Annotated in this window: 20 protein-coding genes; 7 read left to right on the plus strand and 13 right to left on the minus strand. The window is 40.2% G+C overall.

Features of this window, described 5'->3' with window-relative positions; all coding sequences use genetic code 11:
- Positions 1 to 52: 52 nt before the first annotated feature.
- The 10 genes from SD427_RS15020 to SD427_RS15065 all read right to left on the minus strand — a co-directional run bounded on the left by SD427_RS15020 (position 53) and on the right by SD427_RS15065 (position 11453).
- Positions 53 to 865 carry an aminotransferase class IV gene (locus tag SD427_RS15020; protein WP_320558610.1) on the minus strand — a complete coding sequence of 271 codons (813 nt, stop codon included), beginning with the start codon at positions 863 to 865 and terminating at the stop codon, positions 53 to 55.
- Positions 866 to 942: 77 nt separating this feature from the next.
- Positions 943 to 1329, minus strand: a complete 387-nt coding sequence (locus tag SD427_RS15025; protein ID WP_056217893.1) for an START-like domain-containing protein — start codon at positions 1327 to 1329, stop codon at positions 943 to 945.
- 187 nt (positions 1330 to 1516) lie between these two features.
- On the minus strand, positions 1517 to 1729 hold the full coding sequence (locus SD427_RS15030; RefSeq protein WP_320558611.1) for a hypothetical protein: 213 nt from the start codon (positions 1727 to 1729) through the stop codon (positions 1517 to 1519).
- Between the two features lie 49 nt (positions 1730 to 1778).
- Complete coding sequence (locus SD427_RS15035) at positions 1779 to 2954, minus strand: aspartate aminotransferase family protein (RefSeq protein ID WP_320558612.1); 1176 nt, start codon at positions 2952 to 2954, stop codon at positions 1779 to 1781.
- Between the two features lie 449 nt (positions 2955 to 3403).
- Positions 3404 to 5164, minus strand: coding sequence for an OstA-like protein (locus tag SD427_RS15040; RefSeq protein WP_320558613.1), 1761 nt, complete (start codon positions 5162 to 5164; stop codon positions 3404 to 3406).
- Positions 5157 to 5630 carry a Fur family transcriptional regulator gene (locus tag SD427_RS15045; RefSeq protein WP_056217878.1) on the minus strand — a complete coding sequence of 158 codons (474 nt, stop codon included), beginning with the start codon at positions 5628 to 5630 and terminating at the stop codon, positions 5157 to 5159. The genes SD427_RS15040 and SD427_RS15045 overlap by 8 nt, the downstream gene beginning before the upstream one ends.
- 67 nt (positions 5631 to 5697) lie before the next feature.
- Complete coding sequence (locus SD427_RS15050) at positions 5698 to 7692, minus strand: KUP/HAK/KT family potassium transporter (protein ID WP_320558614.1); 1995 nt, start codon at positions 7690 to 7692, stop codon at positions 5698 to 5700.
- 123 nt (positions 7693 to 7815) lie between these two features.
- Positions 7816 to 8796 carry a pyruvate dehydrogenase complex E1 component subunit beta gene (locus tag SD427_RS15055; RefSeq protein ID WP_056217872.1) on the minus strand — a complete coding sequence of 327 codons (981 nt, stop codon included), beginning with the start codon at positions 8794 to 8796 and terminating at the stop codon, positions 7816 to 7818.
- 108 nt (positions 8797 to 8904) lie between these two features.
- Positions 8905 to 9321, minus strand: a complete 417-nt coding sequence (locus SD427_RS15060) for a DUF2147 domain-containing protein (RefSeq protein WP_320558615.1) — start codon at positions 9319 to 9321, stop codon at positions 8905 to 8907.
- A 200-nt stretch (positions 9322 to 9521) separates the two neighbouring features.
- Positions 9522 to 11453, minus strand: coding sequence for an LTA synthase family protein (locus SD427_RS15065; protein ID WP_320558616.1), 1932 nt, complete (start codon positions 11451 to 11453; stop codon positions 9522 to 9524).
- Positions 11454 to 11621: 168 nt separating this feature from the next.
- On the opposite strand from SD427_RS15065, the gene SD427_RS15070 reads away from it, so the two are divergent.
- From SD427_RS15070 to SD427_RS15090, 5 genes are all read left to right on the plus strand, one after another.
- Complete coding sequence (locus SD427_RS15070; RefSeq protein ID WP_320558617.1) at positions 11622 to 12335, plus strand: CDP-alcohol phosphatidyltransferase family protein; 714 nt, start codon at positions 11622 to 11624, stop codon at positions 12333 to 12335.
- 78 nt (positions 12336 to 12413) lie between these two features.
- Complete coding sequence (locus tag SD427_RS15075; protein WP_320558618.1) at positions 12414 to 13178, plus strand: 3'-5' exonuclease; 765 nt, start codon at positions 12414 to 12416, stop codon at positions 13176 to 13178.
- Positions 13179 to 13180: 2 nt separating this feature from the next.
- Complete coding sequence (locus SD427_RS15080) at positions 13181 to 13579, plus strand: putative signal transducing protein (protein WP_320558619.1); 399 nt, start codon at positions 13181 to 13183, stop codon at positions 13577 to 13579.
- Positions 13580 to 13892: 313 nt separating this feature from the next.
- On the plus strand, positions 13893 to 14498 hold the full coding sequence (locus SD427_RS15085; RefSeq protein ID WP_320558621.1) for a fumarylacetoacetate hydrolase family protein: 606 nt from the start codon (positions 13893 to 13895) through the stop codon (positions 14496 to 14498).
- Positions 14499 to 14556: 58 nt separating this feature from the next.
- Complete coding sequence (locus SD427_RS15090) at positions 14557 to 15000, plus strand: universal stress protein (protein WP_320558622.1); 444 nt, start codon at positions 14557 to 14559, stop codon at positions 14998 to 15000.
- A 78-nt stretch (positions 15001 to 15078) separates the two neighbouring features.
- Here SD427_RS15090 and SD427_RS15095 read toward each other — a convergent pair whose 3' ends face one another.
- Positions 15079 to 15312, minus strand: a complete 234-nt coding sequence (locus tag SD427_RS15095; protein WP_320558623.1) for a DUF6341 family protein — start codon at positions 15310 to 15312, stop codon at positions 15079 to 15081.
- 42 nt (positions 15313 to 15354) lie between these two features.
- Here SD427_RS15095 and SD427_RS15100 point away from each other — a divergent pair, with 42 nt between their 5' ends.
- A complete protein-coding gene (locus SD427_RS15100; protein WP_320558624.1) occupies positions 15355 to 16260 on the plus strand; it encodes a DUF6427 family protein in 906 nt (301 codons plus the stop codon).
- A gap of 5 nt (positions 16261 to 16265) precedes the next feature.
- A complete protein-coding gene (locus tag SD427_RS15105) occupies positions 16266 to 16850 on the plus strand; it encodes a DUF3109 family protein (RefSeq protein ID WP_320558625.1) in 585 nt (194 codons plus the stop codon).
- 209 nt (positions 16851 to 17059) lie between these two features.
- Here the strand turns inward: SD427_RS15105 and SD427_RS15110 are convergent, their stop codons facing one another.
- On the minus strand, positions 17060 to 19924 hold the full coding sequence (locus SD427_RS15110; protein WP_320558626.1) for an insulinase family protein: 2865 nt from the start codon (positions 19922 to 19924) through the stop codon (positions 17060 to 17062).
- Between the two features lie 301 nt (positions 19925 to 20225).
- Positions 20226 to 20918 (minus strand): hypothetical protein, encoded by a 693-nt coding sequence (locus SD427_RS15115; RefSeq protein WP_320558627.1) that lies wholly within the window; start codon positions 20916 to 20918, stop codon positions 20226 to 20228.
- Between the last annotated feature and the right edge of the window lie 70 nt (positions 20919 to 20988).

Genomic DNA, 20988 nt, shown 5'->3' on the forward strand with positions numbered 1-20988 from the left:
GATAAAGCCTGATAAAAGATTTTAAAAATCTTCTTTGCTGGGTTTACCTATTTTATGAAAAACTATTTCTCCAGTTATCTGTCAGTTCAGTGAAACGAATGTTCCCGAACGTTTTGTTTCTTATTTTGCCTACAGGGAAAATTCCTTTTTCATCAGAAACCAGCATAATTTCTTCTGCTTTCTGGGATTCAAAGGCTATGATTTCATGTTCCTGTATATCGGCAAGGTTATTTTTGTGCAGGAATGTAACGAAATTCTCCAGCAGTGGCGAAATATAGGCCCCTTCAGACTGTTTCGGCACTTTAATGACATCCCCTTCCAGGAACAGTAAGTTACCGGATGTAGCACGGGCAATTCTTTTATTGGGATTCAGGAGGATCACATCGTCCAGGTCATTTTCCTGCGCATAAATTCCGCCATAGATATTTTCAGGGCTGTGCACACGGATATTGTTCAGAAGATTGTTGTTTATATTGATTTCCTTAATCAGATCCAGTTCCAACGGCCTATGGTGCATAGCCAGAACATCCTGCATTTCTGTTACTTCATAAAAATAGGACACCGAAGATTTTGCTAACGTAATCCCGTCTGTATTACGCATGACCTGAAAATTGACAATCCCGTCGGTAATTCCTTTCCTTTCGATTATTTCCTGCGTGAAAAGCGTCTGAAAAAATTCCAGTGTATAGGATAGCGGAATATTCATTCTCATTTTTCTCATGGAGGCCATCAGGAAGAAATAACATTCTTCGTCCATGATCAGTTTGGCATTCCTGATAAAAAAGGAAACTTTTACGGCATCGCCCAGGAGAAAAGCCCGGTTTCTTACATGTATGTCGTCTGATGTGAAATATTGATTTTCCAATGTGAGCGCGATTTATTTATAAAAAAATAATGAACGATAAATCGTTCATCAGTTTTATCATTCAGCACAGCTTACGTTTAAGCGGCACCTAATTTTATTCTAAGATTTTCAATAAGATTTTCCCAATACAGGGCATTTTCCTCTTCATCTCCTTCTTCACAGAAATCTGTAATATTCAGTGCCAGATCTTCCGTAATATCATCGATTATGATGGTCATTTCAAAAAAATTCTTGGTCCCTTCATCTTCTTCCCATCTGAAACGCACGAAACCTTCAGGCTTATACCTAATCAAAGTCGCTTTCTCGGCAGGGCCGCCTCCCCAGCTGAAAAAGAAATCATCTCCTTTCTCTGTTACATCATCCGCAAACCATTCAGACAATCCTTCCGCAGTAGCCAGATATTCATATAAAATCTCTGATAAACAGTGCATTGGAAACTCGTAATGGACTTTATGTTTCGCCATATAATCTTTGTTTTATCGTCCCGCAATATATAAATTAATTTTTTTATTACACAAAATTGTATTTATTTTTTTAGATAATCTTTATGATATTTATCAGAGATTTTTAAATATGTGTTTAGTATAATTTTCCGGAACAACAGGATACAAACAAGCAGAAAAACGCTTTCAAAGTGAAGCGTTATCATCTTTAATACAGACTATAAATTTTAAAAAACGGAAATTCAGCTTTATACCCTATTCTTCCGAAACCCATTTTGCTCCATCCTGTTTTATTGTAATCTGAATAGCGGAAGAAACAATCTGCTCCGTAATAAAAATTCCATTTTCCGTATCGTTTCAGGTTTCTGTCAATCCCCAGTGTAACATTGAGTATAAATGAATTCTGAAAGAGCTCCGTCATTCATTTTATTCAACTTATTATACAAATCGTCAGTACATTTTTTTGTTTCCTACAAATCATTAAGTACCTCAAGAATAATTTTACATCCCTCGGTAATCTCGTCCTTTGAAATGGTAAGCGGAGGGGAAATTCTCATGTATTCATTTCTGTACAGCTGCCAGAAAACAATCAGCCCTTTTTCCATACATCTTTTTGCCACTTCCAGGGTATATTCCGATGTACCGAGATTGACCGCCAGCATCAGCCCTTTACCGTTGATATTCTTGATCCTGGGATGAACCAGCAGTTCACGGAAGAGTTTTTCTTTTTCATCCACCTCACCCATCAGGCCGCTTTCCAGAACTTCTTTCAGGGTAGCATAACTGGAAGCTGCAATTAGCGGATTGCCTCCGAAAGTGGTAATATGGCCCAGCTTAGGGGAATGTGCCAGGGTTTCCATAATTTTCTTTGAGCTCATAAAAGCGCCTACGGGAACGCCGCCGCCCATTCCTTTCCCCATCACCAGGATATCAGGAACTATCCCGAAATGCTCAAAAGAGAAAAGCTTTCCGGTTCTCCCGAATCCGGGCTGAATCTCATCCAGGATTAATAAAGCCCCTACTTCCTCACATCTCTTTTTTAATCTGATCAAATAATCATCCACCGGTACTAAAAACCCTGCCGCGCCTTGAATGGTCTCAAGAATAACACAGGCTGTCTTCTCCGTAATTTTATCAAAATCCTTTTCATTATTGAATTCAATAAAAGACACCATAGGCAGCAGCGGGCGGAATTCTCTTTTATGGTTTTCATTTCCTGAAACGCTTAGTGCCCCGTGCGTATTTCCGTGATAAGAATTTTTAAAAGAAACAATCTCTTCTCGTCCGGTATATCTTTTGGCAAGCTTCAGGCTTCCGTCAACCGCTTCCGCTCCGCTGTTTACCAGATAAGTAATTTCCAAAGGATCGGGAGTAGCTTCAGCCAGCAGCTTACATAAGGCTACCGGTTTTTCCTGCGCATATTCTCCGTACACCATTACATGGAGGTATTTTTCTGCCTGTTCCTTAATCGCACTGACGATTTTGGGATGGGAATGGCCCAAGGTATTGGCCGAAACACCTGCCACGAAATCCAGATATTTCCTTCCGTCAGTCCCATAGATATAACTTCCCTCTGCCCTTTCCACCTCAAATCCTGCAGCGAACCGGGTAGTCTGTGCCTGATATATAAAAAAATCCTTTTGCATGTCCTGTTTTCTTTGAAAATTTCAGCAAAACTAAAAAACATTAATCAAATCCCGAAATTAAACCGATAGAATAAAAAAATCGCTTACAGTAAACCTGTAAGCGACACCACCAAATCACAAAATATTAATATAATTTCAATTGAATTACGCTGTAAATATATATAAAAAACTGAATTAAAATACACATTCATTAAAAATTATCATTTTATCATAACAATAACACAAAGCAATTCAACAAACGTTGAATATTTATCTTATTAAAAGCCTAATTGTGATAAGGATTGTACATTCACTGTATTTTGAATAAATTTTCCAAAAAAATTTTTCCTGTTTTATAAAAAATGCCCAAAACGGCAGTTATAAAAACGATTTTATAAAATAACTCACCATTTTCCGTACAGAAAATGGTGAGTGGTTTACTTGCTTTAAGATTTTATATAAAAAAAGAATTACCTTCTTACTCTTTTTGGTTTTTTGGCTTCTTCTTTGGCCTTTTCTTTTTCTACAATTTCCTTGGCTTTATCATACAGCGTGTTATCGGATTCATACTGTATTTCCGGATAATTCGGGGTATCAACCAGGATGTCCTGCCATTTCAGGATCCTGTCTTTTGTATTCCAGTTAAAATCCGGGAATTTCCGCCTTTCAGGTTCAATTTTGCTCATCGGATAGGTATCTGAAGTAGCGCCGATATTGCAGGCTACAATATACAGGGCTTTCTCTTCAAAAAGCGCATCGATAATCCCGCAGGACGTCAGCGAAATCCCGATCCTTTCTTTCTTTTTGGTCTGTGTATTTACATCGTCAGAATACGTAATGGACTGCGCATTTCCAATGACCTTTGCTTCTTTGATGTTGTTGTCTTCACCATAATACACGGTCATAAGTTTTCCTTTAATCTGGTTGAATTCATCTTTCATATCAAGGGAATCCACTTTGCTGATGGCAAAAGCATTTCCTATGACTTTGAGAGAATCGATGCTTTCCGTCCGGGTGTTAAAATAGGCTTCCACTTTGTCACCGGTTACCTGTTTTCCGTTGCTCCAGAGAATAGGGTCGGTATACATATGGAGCACCCCGTCTGTTTCATTGAACGCAATGGAGTCTGCCCTTCCCTGTGCATTGGATTTGTAAAACCTCCCTTTCCTGAAAGCCCGGAGAAAACTTTTCTTTACGGTAATGTCTGCAGGGTCTGTTTTCTGGAAAGAAATAATCCTGTCTGCCGCAAAATACATCGAGTCTTTTTCCAGAGCTTTTACCGCATACGGATTTTTGGTCATCATCGCAGAGTCTTTCTTCTCGAAAATCTCTCCGTATCCGCCTTTCATCCATCTGTTTTCCTTCGGGTCATCCAGTGTAACGTTTCCTGTAGCTTTCCCGAAGCCGGACAGCTGGTTATAATACATTTCATCACCGGTAAGGATTTTATCATTGTAATGAACCTTTGAATTCTTGTAAAGAAAAGCTTCCTTGGAATTCATATTGTAATTCCCTTTTTCGGTAAAGATATAATTCTTCGGGTTCTTCCTGTTGGTAATGGTTGTCGGCCCATTGATGTCGACAATATTGGTATTCTGGTTCTGGATTACATTCCTGCCTTCCAGGGTATAATCTTTATCCTCGATTTTCACATTTCCGGTAAGGTCTACGGTCCGTGTCGTGAGAAAATAGGTAGCGGACTTTGCATAAGTTGTGCTTTTACCGTCATTAATGGTTCCTCCAGTATTATAATAGGCCTGATTGGAAACCCTGTCATAATACATGGTTTCAGTCTTAATAACCGTTCCCTTCGGATCGGTAAGCACTACATTTTTTCTGGCGATTCCCCGTTGTGTATTGCCGTCATATTCCATTTCCTGCGCTGTGATCACGGAACCATCCGAATTCTGGAGCTTTACGTTCCCTACAGCCTTTACGAAGTTCTGGCCTTCATAAACAATGACGAGATCAGCATTCAGCAGTGAACCCTGATGCTCGAACTGGACATTCCCTGAAAAGTAATTGTTGCCGTCATACTTTTCATCTTTCCGCAGCTCATCAGAATGGATATGCTTTACTTTTTCTGCAGGCGGAGCATTCTTTTTAGGAACTGCCGTGGGCGTAAAGTACGGATCTTTCTGCAGAGGTTTTTGGCTGTCCTGTGCAAAAGCAAACGTAGAAATAAAGACCAATAAAACAAAGACCAGTCTTACAGATGATCGGTTAGTCATTCTTTGTGCCATAAAAATACAGCGAATGGGAATCTATTTTTACACCGAATGCCTCTTCAATGGCTTCTTTAATTCCCTGGATCCTCGGATCACAAAATTCAATGATCTCTTCTATTTCCTTATCCGAGTCTTTCTTGTAAATCACCAGGTGGTCATGCTGTTTATCAAAATAAGATTTCTCATAAGATGAGGAAGTAAGGGTTTTTTCACCGAACTGATGCTTACGGATCAGCCCTGCATCAAGAAAAATCTCAATGGTATTGTAAATGGTAGCCTTTGAAACATGGTATTTTTTCTGCAGCATCAGCAGGTACAGATCATCAACGTTAAAGTGGTGATCCATACTGTAAATCTCTTCCAGTATCGTATATCGTTCGGGCGTATTCCGGAAACCTTTTTCCAATAAGTAGTTTCTTAAAACGTCCTTTATCAGTGTAATATTCTTTTCTTTTTGTATCGTATCCATCAAAAAAATTATCTACAAATTTATTGATTTTTATTTACATACGTATTGTAACGCAGTGTTAAAGAATTTAACTGTTATGACGGATGTATTCACACTGCTGGATCTTGGATTTCCCTACGCAATCTTCCGTCATAGGCGCAGATTCCACCACTACATTATGGGAAGTGATTCCCCATGCCTTGAAGTCATCACTGCCTACATATTTAACAAAGTTATAGATATTAAGGATAATTTTCTCTTTTACGGTAAGAAGTATATCGTTAATATAGGTATTATCGATAATAACATACTTCAGGTCGGGCGGAATATTATGGGCTCTTAAAGAAGGATGGCTGCTGCGTGAAGGGATTACGCCGTCTGCCATTAAATCCCTCAATACCATATCAAAATAGTCATTGATCCTTCTGTCCATCTTGAATCCCAGCATGAAATTAATCTTGTAAATTGTGCCCGGGAGCACTTCATCCACCGAATATTTAAAGGTGTAGGGATCTTCCTGATTGGTAATACTCAGAATAAAATAATGATCCGCTCTTTTCGGCTGTTTCTTAATAATGGAATAGATAATTTTTGATTCTATTTCATCGTTTCTTTTTGCCCTGCTCAGATAAGCGAGGTTGGTGGCATATTTAGGAATGGTTTCATCAAGCTTCATGTCCTTTATAATCGGGATATAATTTTCCAGTTTAATGAATTTGATGAATTTTGTTTTAATGGATCTTCCGTTGTACCAGGCATACATGCAGACTCCTATAAAGCCGGCTAAGATAACCGTGATCCAGCCTCCTTCAAAGAATTTAATGATATTGGCACTGAAGAACCCAAGCTCAATGGCCATATAGATCAATGCAAAGAAGAGAATAATCAATTTGTTAACCCTGCGTTTCAACAGCCAGAAAACCAGAAGAATGGTTGTCATCAGCATGGTTACGGTTATGGAGAGGCCGTAGGCCGCTTCCATTTTACCAGACTCCTTGAAATGGAGAACCACCACGATACAGAACAGCAAAAGCCCCCAGTTGATTCTCGGGATATACATCTGCCCCTTTACCCCTGATGGATAATCAATTTTCTGATTCGGCCATAAGTTAAGCGACATGGCTTCAGAGAAAATGGTGAACGAACCGGTAATCAAGGCCTGGCTGGCAATGACCGCTGCTGCAGTTGCCAGGATAACGCCCGGAATAACCATCCATTCTTCCATGATCCCAAAGAAAGGATTGACCACAGAAAAACCGGGTTTGTTGTAATTCGTCAACAGCCACGCTCCCTGTCCAAGGTAGTTTAAAATCAGCATGATTTTAACAAATGCCCAACTCAGCCTGATGTTTTTGGCGCCACAATGGCCCAGGTCAGAATACAATGCCTCCGCCCCTGTCGTACAAAGGAACACAGCGCCCAGGATAACAATAGCACTGGGTGAATGGGCAATCAGCTTATAGCCGTAATAAGGATTAAAAGACCTTAGGATCTCAATATTTTCACTTAGATGCGACAGTCCCAAACCGCCTAAAACCAGAAACCAGATCACCATTACCGGGCCGAAGAACTTCCCGATAAAACTGGTCCCGAATTGCTGGATTACGAAAATTACAATTAAGATCGCAATGGTAATAGGAACTACAGGCGTATGGGGATTGTATATTTCCAGGCCTTCAATGGCGGACATTACCGTAAGCGAAGGCGTAATAACTCCATCTGCAACCAGTGCTGCCGCTCCCACGATCGCGATAAGGTACAGCCATCCTTTTTTCAGGTTCTTGACTAAAGAAAACAGTGCTAAAATCCCGCCTTCTCCTTTGTTATCTGCCCTAAGGGCAATAATAACATATTTGATGGTGGTCTGGAGCGTCAGTGTCCATATAATACAGGACAGTGCTCCCTCTATATATTCATTGAAAGGCATCGTGCTTCCGCTTTCTCTGGCGTTGACGATTGCTTTCATTACATAAAGCGGTGAAGTACCAATATCTCCGAAAACAATCCCAAGAGAAACCAAAATTCCAATGAAAGAAAGCTTCTTAATGTCAAAATGATGACCGCCTTCTATACCTTCTGCCATATAGCTAATTTTATTTTTAAAAGCGCAAATTTAAATCAAATTTACATCCCCGTGAATTTTTATTCATGAATATAATAAATGAAAAAACTTCCTTTCGGAAGTTTTTCTCTATAATCATTGCAATTACTTTACGTACATTGCTTTTTTAATCTCTTCTTTTACTTTTTCAAGTTTAGGGAACCATTCTGCAAACAAAGCTGCGGAGTACGGTGCAGGCGCATCAGGAGTAGTGATCCTCTTGATTGGGGCATCCAGATAATCGAATGCTTTCTGCTGTACCATATACGTGATTTCTGAAGATACTGAACCAAACGGCCATGCTTCTTCCAGAATAACCAGCCTGTTTGTTTTCTTTACTGATGCCAATACGGTATCGAAATCTAAAGGACGAACGGTTCTAAGGTCGATCACCTCAACAGAGATCCCTTCTTTTTCCATATCTTCGGCTGCCTGAATCGCCAGCTTCATAATTTTCCCGAAAGAAACCAAAGTAACATCGGTTCCTTCTTTCTTGATATCTGCCTTTCCGATCGGTAAGTAATATTCTTCTTCGGGAATTTCCATTTTATCACCGTACATCTGCTCAGACTCCATGAAAATAACCGGATCATTATCCTGAATCGCTGTCTTTAACAATCCTTTTGCGTCATACGGATTGGACGGAACCACCACTTTAAGGCCCGGAACATTGGCAAACCAGTTTTCAAAAGCCTGAGAGTGTGTTGCCCCCAATTGGCCTGCCGAAGCGGTAGGACCACGGAAAACGATAGGACAGTTCCACTGTCCGCCGCTCATCTGGCGGATTTTAGCCGCGTTGTTGATAATCTGATCAATCCCCACAAGAGAGAAATTGAATGTCATATACTCTACAATAGGCCTGTTACCGTTCATCGCAGCACCTACGGCAATCCCTGTAAAACCAAGTTCAGCAATAGGTGTATCGATTATTCTTTTAGGGCCAAACTCATCCAGCATTCCTTTTGAAGCCTTATATGCACCATTGTATTCTGCTACTTCCTCCCCCATTAAAAAAATGGATTCGTCTTTACGCATTTCCTCGCTCATTGCCTGTGCAATTACCTCACGAAAAGTATATTCTGCCATATTTATTTGAAAAATTTAGAGTACAAAAATAGTGTTTTTTTATGATGTACATATAAAAACGGCATCTCATTTAATGAAATGCCGCTGATTAATTTTATTTAATGTTAATTAATTAACTTTCTGCCATGTCTGTGATCTTCCAAACATAGAAACGCCTACATATCCTCTTACATTCAGTTTGTCACCGCTTTTTGTAATGGTACATTTATATGTTTTGCCAGACTTAGGGTCGGTAATCGTTCCTCCGGTAAATTCATCACTTTCTTTTTTGAGTCCTCTGATAATCTCAAGCCCTAAGATCGGCTTCCCTTTTCTGTCATCTTTACATTCCGTACAGGTAGAACTTGCAGGCTTTATCAGCAGCTGAGAAATCTTGCCATAGTACTGGTCTCCCTTCTTATAGATTTCCACAATAGACTTAGCCTGTTTGGTTTCGTCATCTATGGTCTTCCATTTCCCTTCAATCTGAGCAAACGACATTACGCCAAACAAAGACAGAACGAATGTCAATAATAATTTTTTCATATTCTTTACCGTTTTAATTTCAATAATAAATTTCTGTTGTCAATTTACCGCTAAAAATATAAATTAAATTCAAATAAACAAAAAAATTTATTATCCGGAACATAGATGCCGGAGATTACAAGGTATTGTGAGGATATTTATAAGTGAAGCCACGGAAAATAAGTTCACTACTTTTAATACATGATATCCTGATGATCACCTTAATACATTTTCCTGTTCATGACCCTGTCCATATAATCCTGGTACCAGGCTTTGGCGACCTGTTTTCCTTTTCGGGCTTCGGGGCTGTTTTTAAGCTGATCTGAAAGGTTTTTTTCCAGGCCTAAATCTGTCCTGTCGAAAATCCCCAGCACTTCTTTCCCGTCAAAACGGTAGATATAATTCCCGATGATGAACTGTTCCACAGTACCGTCCGAATTGGCAATAACCGGAGCATATTTCTTTTCGCTTACCAGGCTTCTTCCCCAGCTCCTTATCTTTTTGTTGTACCCGATCAGGTCTGCAAGGGTAGGATATATATCAATCTGCTGAGCAGGCTCATGGTCAACGCCTTTCAGACGGTATTCAGGATTCGGGGAATAAAATATAAGAGGGACAGCAAAACGGTTCATTATTTTCTCATATTCAGGATAATATACTTCATTGGTGTGGTCGCCTGTAAAGACAAAAACCGTATTATGGAACCAGGGCTGCTTCCTGGCCGTTTCAAAATACTTTTTGATCGCATAATCGGTATACTGGATCGGTTCATGCATCTGGTTTTTCCCTTTTTTAAACTTTCCGCTGTACTGTTCGGGGATTTTGAAAGGATGGTGCGATGAAGCTGTGAAAACCGCAGCCATGAAAGGCTGTGTTTTGCCAGTATTCTTCGAGAAATACTGTAAAAAAGGCTCGTCCCAGATGGCCCACATCCCGTCAAAATCTTTATCGTTGTTGTATTCGGTTTTCCCGAAATAATGTTTGAAACCCAGAATATTCCCAAAGCCCAGAAAGCCCATCGAACCATTCGGAGCACCATGATAGAAAGAGGTATCGTAGCCCATTTCGTTACAAACTGAAACAATAGACTGTATTTTCTGGTTGGAGTAAGGCGAGCTGGTAAATGCATCCGTTAAACTCGGGATTCCGGCCAGAACAGAGCTCATCCCGTGAATTGACTGCCTTCCGTTAGCAAAGGTATTGGGGAAAATCAGGCTTTCACTCGCTAAGCTGTCGATGAACGGCGTATAAGATACATAGTCCTTGATATGCTTATCTTTATTGAAAGCCCCTGAGTATTCCCTGCTGAATGATTCCACAATAAAAATCACGATATTGGGTCTGGAAGTTACTTTTCTTTCGTAAATTTTATACGGATGGATATGGTCATTGATAAATTTTTCATCTACAAAATGAACTTCCTTAAAATTGTTCGTATTCAGTGTCCGGAAAAAAGAAAATGTACTGTTCAGTACCATATTTCCCTGAGCGGGAAGTTTTACGAAACGGTTGGCATCTACCAGGTTAATCGGCCTGGTGCTGTGTTTAAAATCTCCACGGATCCCTCCGATTGCCAATACTGCCGTCAGGCAAAGCGCAATGGCCGACCAAATAAAATACGGCACCCATTTTACAGGTTTCCTTTCCGGTATTTTTACTTTCCTGTAAAGAAAGACCCAAAGCCACATCAGTGCGGCAAACCATAATAAAACATACGGATTCTGCATGATGGAAACGGCGAACACTTTGAAAATATTATCTTCATGCCGGGCTACCTGAAGTGCTGCAGAAGTCAGCCTCATCTGGGAAAACCTGAAATAGACCATATCCCCGAAATTCATCGCATAGGCAATTCCGTTGGTGATAAAATACAGCCGGAAAAGGAATTTCTGGTACCTTTTTTGGGTATTGACAATTGCAGGAATAATACTTAACAGGATAAACAGGGCATTGACATATAAGATAGCTGTAGTATCAAATGCAGTTCCGTGCCAGGAAAGAATGAAATAATCAGAGACGGAATCAACCTTTATCAGGTCTCTGTTGAAGTACCAAAACAGAAAACGGGCAGCCTGATAGAAAAAATAAGCTAAAAAAATCCTGTACAGCAGTACCAGAATTTCCTGCGCCCTGCTTTCTTTAAACAATTTCATGGCGCAAATTTACATCAAATTCAAATTAATTTAACAATTTGAAAATCCGGAAATCAAAGCAGGACAATGGGATTAGTAATGAGCAATGCTTAAAAATGATAAATGATAATGGCTTACATTGCAAATTGGTATATTGCTGCATTGATATATTGTTTTAATTTTGCGGCTATGAACTTTATAAAAAATAATCTTGCCAATGCCATCACCTTAGGAAACCTGTTTTCCGGCTGTGTAGGCGCCATCCATCTTATTCTGGGTAACTATGAAACAACGGCGGTCTGCCTTATTTTTTCCCTGGTCTTAGATTTCTTTGACGGTTTTGTGGCAAGAGCATTAAAAGCAAACTCCAATTTAGGGGTCCAGCTGGATTCCTTGGCTGATATGGTAAGCTTCGGAGTGGTTCCGGGACTGACGATGTTTAAGATCTTGGAACCGTTCGGGAGTGACATTTCAGGAGTTCATCTGCCTTTTGAAATTAAATATTTCGGGTTGTTGATCACTCTGTTTTCTTGCCTCAGGCTGGCTATCTTCAATCTGGACGAGGACCAGAAATATTATTTCAAAGGACTGAATACTCCCTCCAATACGATTCTTATTTTCGGGTTATATTATGCTTTTAAAGAAAACGGAAGCTTTGAATTTCTGTTATCCAGTGAAATTTTACTTGTTTTGCTAACGGTTATTTCCTCATGGCTCCTGATCAGTCCCATAAAAATGATCGCGATGAAGTTCAGATCAATGAAGCTGCAGGATAATTATCCTAAACTGGCTTTACTGGCAGGTTCTGTTATTATCTTACTTATTTTTAAAGCTGCCGGGATCCCGGTGGTGATTATTTATTATATCTTTATTTCAATGGCCTTTCATAAACAGCTCCGTTAAACCGGAAGACACGTAAAGACAGATATTCTTTATGGACATTTTCAAATTATCAAATTAACATATTTTCAAATTTAAATAATGAACTTAAAATTATATAAACCTCTTTGTATTTTTGACTTAGAAACCACAGGAACGAATATCGGGAAAGACCGGATCGTAGAAATCTGTATCTTAAAGGTGAATCCCGATGCTTCCCGCGAAAGCAAAACATGGAAAGTCAATCCTGAAATGCCGATCCCGAAAGAAAGCAGCGAGATCCACGGAATTTATGATGAAGACGTAAAAGATGCGCCTACTTTCCGGGAAATTGCTTCAAAAGTTTTGGAAATGATCACCGGTGCAGATTTAGGAGGTTATAACTCCAACCGGTTTGACGTCCCGCTACTGGCCGAAGAACTGCTGCGTGCTGACTATGATTTTGATTTGAGCAAATTCAAATTGGTAGACGCACAGACGATTTTCTTTAAGAAAGAGCCGAGAAACTTAGGCGCTGCCTATCAGTTTTATTGTGGAAAAGCCTTGGAAAATGCCCATTCTGCAGAGGCTGACGTGATGGCGACCTTTGAAGTTCTGGATGCCCAGGTTGGAAAATATGATGATGTTCCAAAAGAAATTACAGATCTGAGCGAATTTTCAACCCAGAATAAATTTGCAGACCTGGCAGGCATGATTCATTTCAATGAAAAAAATGAAGAAATTTTTGCGTTCGGGAAGTACAAAGGCCAGAGTGTGAAATCCGTTTTCAAAAAAGATATCGGCTATTACGGATGGCTTCAGAACGCCGATTTTCCTTTATATACCAAGAAAGTGTTTACAAAAATCCAGTTATCCAGTAAATTTTAGAGATGAGCGAGCTTGTTAAATTCAGATTTTACGAAACGGCCCTTCAGGCGAACAGGGACAAACAGATCCTGGCTGAAAGCGGCATCAACAGCTTCATTGCGAATGAACAGCTGATCCAGTCGGACTGGCTGCTTTCCCAAGCCGTGGGCGGCATTCAGCTTCAGGTTTTTGAAGATGACCTTGAAAAAGCGCAGCAGGTATTACAGGATTATAAGGAAAACGAAGAATTTCCGCTGGAAGTAGAGCATACGATCGGGGATCCGGCATTTGATTTTGTATGTCCGAAATGCGGCTCCAACCATATCTACAGAGACGACAGCGCCACGAGCTTCTTCGGGATTTCGATTTTAACGAGCCATAAGTTTGTCTGCTATTACTGTGGAAACGGGTTTGAACATTAGATAAAATGAGGAGAAATGCTTTGGCAGGCTAAGTATGACATTTCTGACACTTGCAGTTAAAGGTTTTCATCCTGTTTGTCATACCTGAGGAATCTGAGCAAAGTTCCAGAGAGTGATCCGAAATTCATGCCCGGATTCTGCGGAATGACAGAAATGGCAGTTATTTTGAGACGTTGAAAAAAATTAATACAGCCTTAGCCCCGATTGCAGCGGCATCCTTTTGTGCAGCGCCGCGGAACAAAAGATACAGCGGAAAGCGGGAAACAGCTCCTGAAAAAATTAAGCAATAAACAGTAAGTAATAAAATAACATTATGAAAATAATCTGTATCGGAAGAAATTACGGTGAACACGCCAAAGAATTAGGAAACGAGATCCCTGACAAACCGGTCATTTTCATGAAGCCGGACACGGCGGTCCTGAAAGGCAACGATTTTTATATTCCGGAATTTTCGGATGATGTTCATTATGAACTGGAAGTGGTTGTGAAGATTTCGAAAGGGGGAAAATACATCCTGAAAGAGTCTGCCCACAAACATTATGAAGAAGTCGGTCTGGGAATTGACTTTACGGCACGCGACCTTCAGAGCGACCTGAAATCCAAAGGCCTTCCGTGGGAACTCGCCAAAGGTTTTGACGGCTCTGCAGTAGTAGGCAATTTCTTTAAAAAAGGGGATTACAGCCTTGAATCCCTGAATTTCAGCCTGCTGAAAAACAAAGAAAAAGTACAGGACGGAAATACAAAAGATATGATATTTACCGTTGACGATATTATCGCATTTGTGTCCCAGTACTTTACTTTAAGGGTAGGCGACCTGATTTTTACAGGAACCCCGAAAGGAGTCGGAAAAGTTGAGGAAAATGACATTCTTGAAGCTTATCTGGAAGACCAAAAAATTCTTGATATCCGGATATTGTAAGGAATTCATCATCTGTTCTGGCATAATTTTCTTATCTTTAGTACACAAATTAAAGGTCATGGTAAATATTGTATTACCCGTAGATTTTGGGGACAGAACAGAAGAGCTTGTCAATGGAGCGGTAAAATTTGCAAAACAGGTGAACGGAAGGATTTTTCTGATTCATGTTGCGCCTTCGGACATCGGTTTTGCCATCGGTGATATGGGATTCCAGTATTTCCCTGAGGTGGAAGAGAATGAAATCCGGGAAGAACTGGTACAGCTGAATGTGATACAGCAGAGAATCCTGGCTGATGGTGTGGATTGTGAGCATCTTCTGAAACAGGGCATTGCAAAAGACATTATCCTTGAATATGCCCAGACGAAGAATGCGGACTTCATTGTAATGGGCTCCCACGGAAGAAGCGGGATCTACGATGTATTTGTAGGAAGCCTTACCAAAGGGATTACCAGGGATTCTGATATCCCGGTCCTGGTGCTTCCGATACACGATCATAAATAAATCAAACTGATTATAACCCCATTAAAAAAGCCGGACAAATAAATTATCTGACCGGCTTTTTACTATATAACCAATTAATTAACCTTCTTTTTTATAGATATTCGGATCGTAGTAAGGATTCTTACCCTCCGTTGGAGAATAATAGTCTTTATCTTTATCTCCACCTAAGGTAGCTACCAGAACGTAGCACCAGTACGTAAATAATACGCAGCAAACAATAAACAGAATCCAGTTTAGCACATTACCGAAAGTATCAAAGAAACCGAAAGACCATTTGAAAACTTTGCTCAAGAATAGAAAGAAAGACGTCATTATTTTCCTTTTTTAAATTAACTTTGTACAAATTTATAAAAAATGTTTAGATTACTTTCAAAAGAAAGCAATATTTTTTCAATCCCGGTCTATATTGGTTTTCTTCTGTTAATAGTAATATCTTTTAACTTTCTGAATTTCAACACTTATGAAGCAGTAATCGCAGGCATTACTTTTCTGGGCATTGCTTTGGGGTATTTCTGTTTTCACAGCATTGCGCTGAATTACCAGACCCATCTGCCTCTATTTCTGTATACATTTTTTATTTTCGGGCTTTATCCCGGTAAAATAGATGTTGGGCTTGCCGTTGCCCTGCTTACGAATTCTTTTCTTTTGCTGCTTCTGACCAGTACCAATGAGGACATCCGCAAGAAGTCTTACGTTCTGGTAGGATCTATTGTAGCCCTTAATTTTATTTTTCTGCCTACAACATGGCCGATGGCGGTTTTCGTGATGATCCACGTGGTGGCTACTTCGGAAAGGATCGGGCTGAATATTTTCAGGTTCTTTCTGGGGATTATCTTAATTGCCTTCAGTTATTTTTCTGTCATGTTCTTTATAAATTTCACTTCCTGGAACCAGGATTATTTCCCCTTCGGAAAGATAAAAATGGTGACAGACTATGAAGAACTGATCCCTTTGGCCCTGATTGCCTGTATGCTGGTGTATGCGGTATACGACCATTTTAAGAATTACAATAAAAAGAGCCCGGTCAGCAGGTACAAATATACCTTCCTGCTGGTTTTCTCTATAGCACAGCTTATTACGATTATTCTTTACATGAATAAAAGTTATGAATATTTACTGCTTCTTGCCTTTCCTTCCACGATTATCATCAGCAGAATGCTGAAGTTTTTACCCAGATACTGGATGCAGGAAGTAAGCTTATGGGTAATTATTTTCAGCTTAATCGGTTTTAAGGCCGGAACTTATTTTGATTTATTTTAAAGATTATGATTCAGATAGACGATAAATTGATCTCCGAAGATATTTTTTCTGAAGAGTTTGTATGTAACCTTACGAAATGTAAAGGCGCGTGCTGCGTAGAGGGAGATGTAGGTGCTCCGCTTGACAAGGATGAATTGGTGATTTTAGATCATATTTTTGATAAAGTAAAACCTTATCTTACCCAGGACGGCATCAAAGCACTGGAGGAACAGGGAACCTGGACCACTGACCCGATGGACGGAATGTATGTAACGCCTATGGTGGAAGATGCGGAGTGCGCATACGTAACCTTCGACGAAAGGGGAATTACCAAATGCGGCATCGAGAAAGCTTACGAAGACGGGGCCATAGACTGGCAGAAACCCATTTCCTGCCATTTATACCCGATCCGGGTGACGGAATACTCTTCTTTTACCGCACTGAACTACCACGAGTGGAGCGTCTGTAGTGATGCATGCACCTTGGGAAGGGAATTGCAGGTTCCGGTTTATAAATTCCTGAAAACCCCTCTGATCCGCAAGTACGGTGTAGATTTTTATGATGTAATGTGTGAAGCGGCTGAAGAATGGAAGCAAGAGTACGGTTCATAAATTAACCTGTTTTACATACTGGATCATAATATGATTATTAATCCTTACGTTTTTAAAATGCCTGTTTCATCTATTACAGATGCAGGTTAATGTCATATAACGATGATGATACAGAAAAAGCCTTTTCTTCAGTATCATGTGATTTGAAATAAAATAATAAATCCGCCCCGTAAAATTTACGGGGCGGATTTTATCAATTGAAAAGCCGCTTAATTTGCAGCTCCTGTTGTTACGGTAACGGCTCCCGTTTTTTCAGGATCTTCTTTTTTGGCATTCTCCCATCCGTCTTCCGGCATCAGGGTTGCTACGATCCTTCCTTTGGTCAGGTATTTTTTACCGACATCCTGAAGGTCCTTCACCGTTAAAGCTTTTACCTTTTCTTCATGGTTCAGGATTTCATATTTATCGCTTCCGTCCATCTGGTTTTTCGTCAGGGCATTCATCCAGAACATATTGTCTTTCATGCTTGTTTTAAGATCATTGTATTCTCCTTCTTTATATTTGTCGAGATCCTTTTGTTCCGGGCCTTTGTCTACCAGCTTCTGGAGTTCGGCCATAGCGCTTTTGGTCAGTTTTTCAGCATTTTCAGGACCGCAGGGAAAACTGATGCTGAAATTGTAATTGCTGTATGGCACTCTGTAGATTCCGCCTCTGGCACCGCCTCCGTAGATTCCGCTTTCCTCTTCTCTCAGCTTTTCAATCACTTTAATAGTGGCTACTTCGCCTAACGCTTCCAGTGCCAATGCTTCTTTTTCGTTATAAGGAGTTTCCCCGATATAAGAAATGGTCACCATGCTTTTAGGATCTTTTCCTTTTTTATAAGTCCTGGTAAAATCTCCCGTCATCTGCCGGTAACCGGTATCTCTGAAATTGGCAGGTTTTCCCGATGATGGAAGACTGGCAATATACTGCAGCACTTCATTCTTAAAAGCAGGTTCATCAATATTCCCTACGAAATAGAAATGGAAGTTCCCTGCATTGGCAAAACGTTCTTTATAAATACCATATGCTTTTTTATAATCTGTATTAGCCCAGTCTTTCTCCATAGGAATGATCCCGATAAACCTCGGGTTCTTCTGGTTCATAAACTTTGCATGCTCGCTGGAAAAGTAAAACTGCGGGTTAGACAGCAGGTTGTCCAGCATAGCCGACTGCTTGGTTTTATAGGCATTGAATGCATCAGGATTGTAATTTAATCCCGTGAAATAAGCATACATCAGCTCAAGGGCTGTCCCAAGGTCTTTCTGTGTGGTTCTCCCGGAAATGCCTTCATATAAAGGTCCTACGGAAGGATTTACATTTACCTGTTTCCCGGCCAGGTAATTGGTGAGTTCGGCTTTTGAGAATCCGTTAACTCCGGCTTCCGTCAGAGCAGGGAAAGCGAACTGGGTTTTATTGTAATCCGTGTCATTGATTAAAGAGCTTCCGCCCATACTTCTTGCAGAGAAAACAATTTCATCATCCTTGAAATCGGTCTTTTTGAATGTTACTTTTGCGCCGTTGTTCAATGTCCAGGTCGTGGTTCCCAATTTTGCATCGGTTTCTGTTTTGGCAATTTTCCCTTCAGATTTGAAAGGCTTTACCAGGCTTTTGATGGTTGCTTTTTCCTGATATGGCTTAAGGTCTGCCATTTTAATGCTCTCAAACGTATTCAGTACCATTGCTTCCGTCGGCATGGCTACATTATCTTTTTTAGGGCCGGTAATCACCACTACCCTGCTGTCGTCTTTTACAAACTTCTTAATGACTTCATTGGTCTGGGCCAATGTTACGGAAGGCAAGAACTTTTTGGTGTCTTCATATTCCCATGCAATTCCCGGCATCGGTTCCTGCTCAAGGAAATTCCTTACATATTCATCTACCAGGATATTGCTTTCCGTTTTGTCCCGGTTGTTGTATGTTCTTTCCATACCGGATAAAACCTGAGCTTTTGCCCGGTCTAATTCCGTCTGCGTAAACCCGAATCTTTTGGCTCTTTCCGTTTCTTCCAGAAGAACTTTCAGTGCGTTCAGCTGGTTGCCTTCTTTTACCATCGCAAACCCCTGAAATCCTTCCTTGCTTCGGGCATAAGTGCCGCCGTGATATACAGAACCGTAGGTAAAAGGAGGATTGGTGGAATTCACCAGCTCGCTTAACCGGTTGTTCAGCATGGTGGACGTAAGGCTTTCAATGATGCTCTGGTTGTACTGTTCAACGGTTACATCCGGCTCATAAGCTTCCGTGTCTTTCATGACAAACTGTACCATTGAACTGGTAGCATCCGGATCGGTTTCAACTGCCACCAGTGTTTCTTTATGGTTCGGCAGATCGAATGCTTTTCTTTCTTTTGTTTTTGAAGGGTTTTTATACTTGCTGAAATTATCTTTGATTTTCTTTTCAACATCATCCACATTGATATCGCCCACCACTACAAGCGCCATCAGGTCCGGCCTGTACCAGTCTGTATGGAACTGACGGATCACTTCAGGCTTAAAGTTTTCCAGCACCTCTTTTTTACCAATCGGCAGCCTGTTGGCATACTGTGATTTATATAATAGTTTCGGAAGATATTTGTCTGACATTCTTTTATCAGCCCCTAATCCCAATCTTAACTCTTCCAGAACAACGCCTCTTTCTTTATTGATCTGTTCATCCGAAAGCGTTGCATTGAACGCCCAGTCTTCCATCACCTTCAGGCCGGCATCCAGATTTCCCGGTTTATCCAAAGGAACGGGAAGCATATACACGGTCTCATCAAAACCCGTATAGGCATTAAGGTGCTGCCCGAACTTTACCCCGATTGACTGCAGGAAGTCTACCAGCTTGTTATCCGGAAAATTTTTTGTCCCGTTAAAGTTCATGTGTTCCATAAAATGGGCAAGGCCTCTCTGGTTTTCATCCTCCAGGATAGATCCTGCGTTGATGGCCAGCCTGAAATCAACCTTTTTTTCAGGAAGCGTGTTTTTTCTGATGTAGTACTTCATCCCGTTCGGAAGCGTACCGATTCTTACAGAAGGATCTGCAGGAATGTTTTGTGCAAAGCCACTGGCAGACATTAAAACAACTGCTGCCAGTGAAGAAAACATTTTTCTCATATCGTTTTTGATTATTAAGTTTTTAAATTTAAAGGTACTGATTATTCACCATTAAAGGACATTTCAAGCAAAAAAAATGACTGAATCTTAACGGTACAGTACGTAAAAATCTAACAAACAGCACAATAGAGATTCAGTTACTGAAGAACCCATTCTTTTTCGTTATTTTGTTTTGTGTCCCTTGTGGACAAAATTATCAATTCCCGTTTTATCCGGATTATCTTTTTTAGTTAAACTTAAGTTAAAAATGGGCATCAAAAAACCGGGAAAAACCCGGTTATATAATGTTAAATTTAACTGTTTATTGAAAATCTGCTTCTGTAACCCCTGAATTCATGATCACTTTTACGGTTTTGATGGTCACTTTCTGTCCGTTCCCTTCTGCATCAATTTCCTGTGGAAATTTTATACCGTCAACGGTCATATAACTTTTTATTAAGGCACTTCCTTCTGCTGCAGAAGACTTGTATAATAATCCCGTAGAAGCATCAAAATAGAATTTCCCTTTGTCTGAACTCAGGACATTGTACTCTTTCCCGTCCAATTTTTCAATGGTTACATTGGTATAATTAGACGGATTATAAGCCAGTGCATCAATCACCATGCTTTTCTTCAATTCTGCAATTTTATCCGCGGGAATTGCATTTTTGGTTCCCATCTGGTCAAAATAGCCTTTTTCCCCATCAAAAGACTGAACCATTTTCTGGCCCATTACAGATTGTTCGGATTTGAATTTGTTACCCATTTTTTTAGTCACCATGGTCACCTCAGCAGGCATTCCCGGTACGGTAAGGGTGTTTTCAATAACCGTTGTTTTAACAGCCTGCAGCTTATCCTTTCCTCCTAGCGCCTTCAGGTAATTATCAATGACTTCTTTAGAAGATAATTTAGATTTTACGGCTTCTGTTTTAGCAGGAGCGGCAGTAGTCTGCTGTGCAGCCATGGGAGCAGCAAAAAGCACAGCACAGAAAAACGGGATGATGATTTTTTTCATATAGTAAGTTTAGAGCGTAAATATAGGAATATTGAATGATAAACATTTAATGATTCACTAATAAAAAACC

The sequence above is a fragment of the Chryseobacterium sp. JJR-5R genome, from assembly GCF_034047335.1.
Lineage (GTDB): Bacteria > Bacteroidota > Bacteroidia > Flavobacteriales > Weeksellaceae > Chryseobacterium.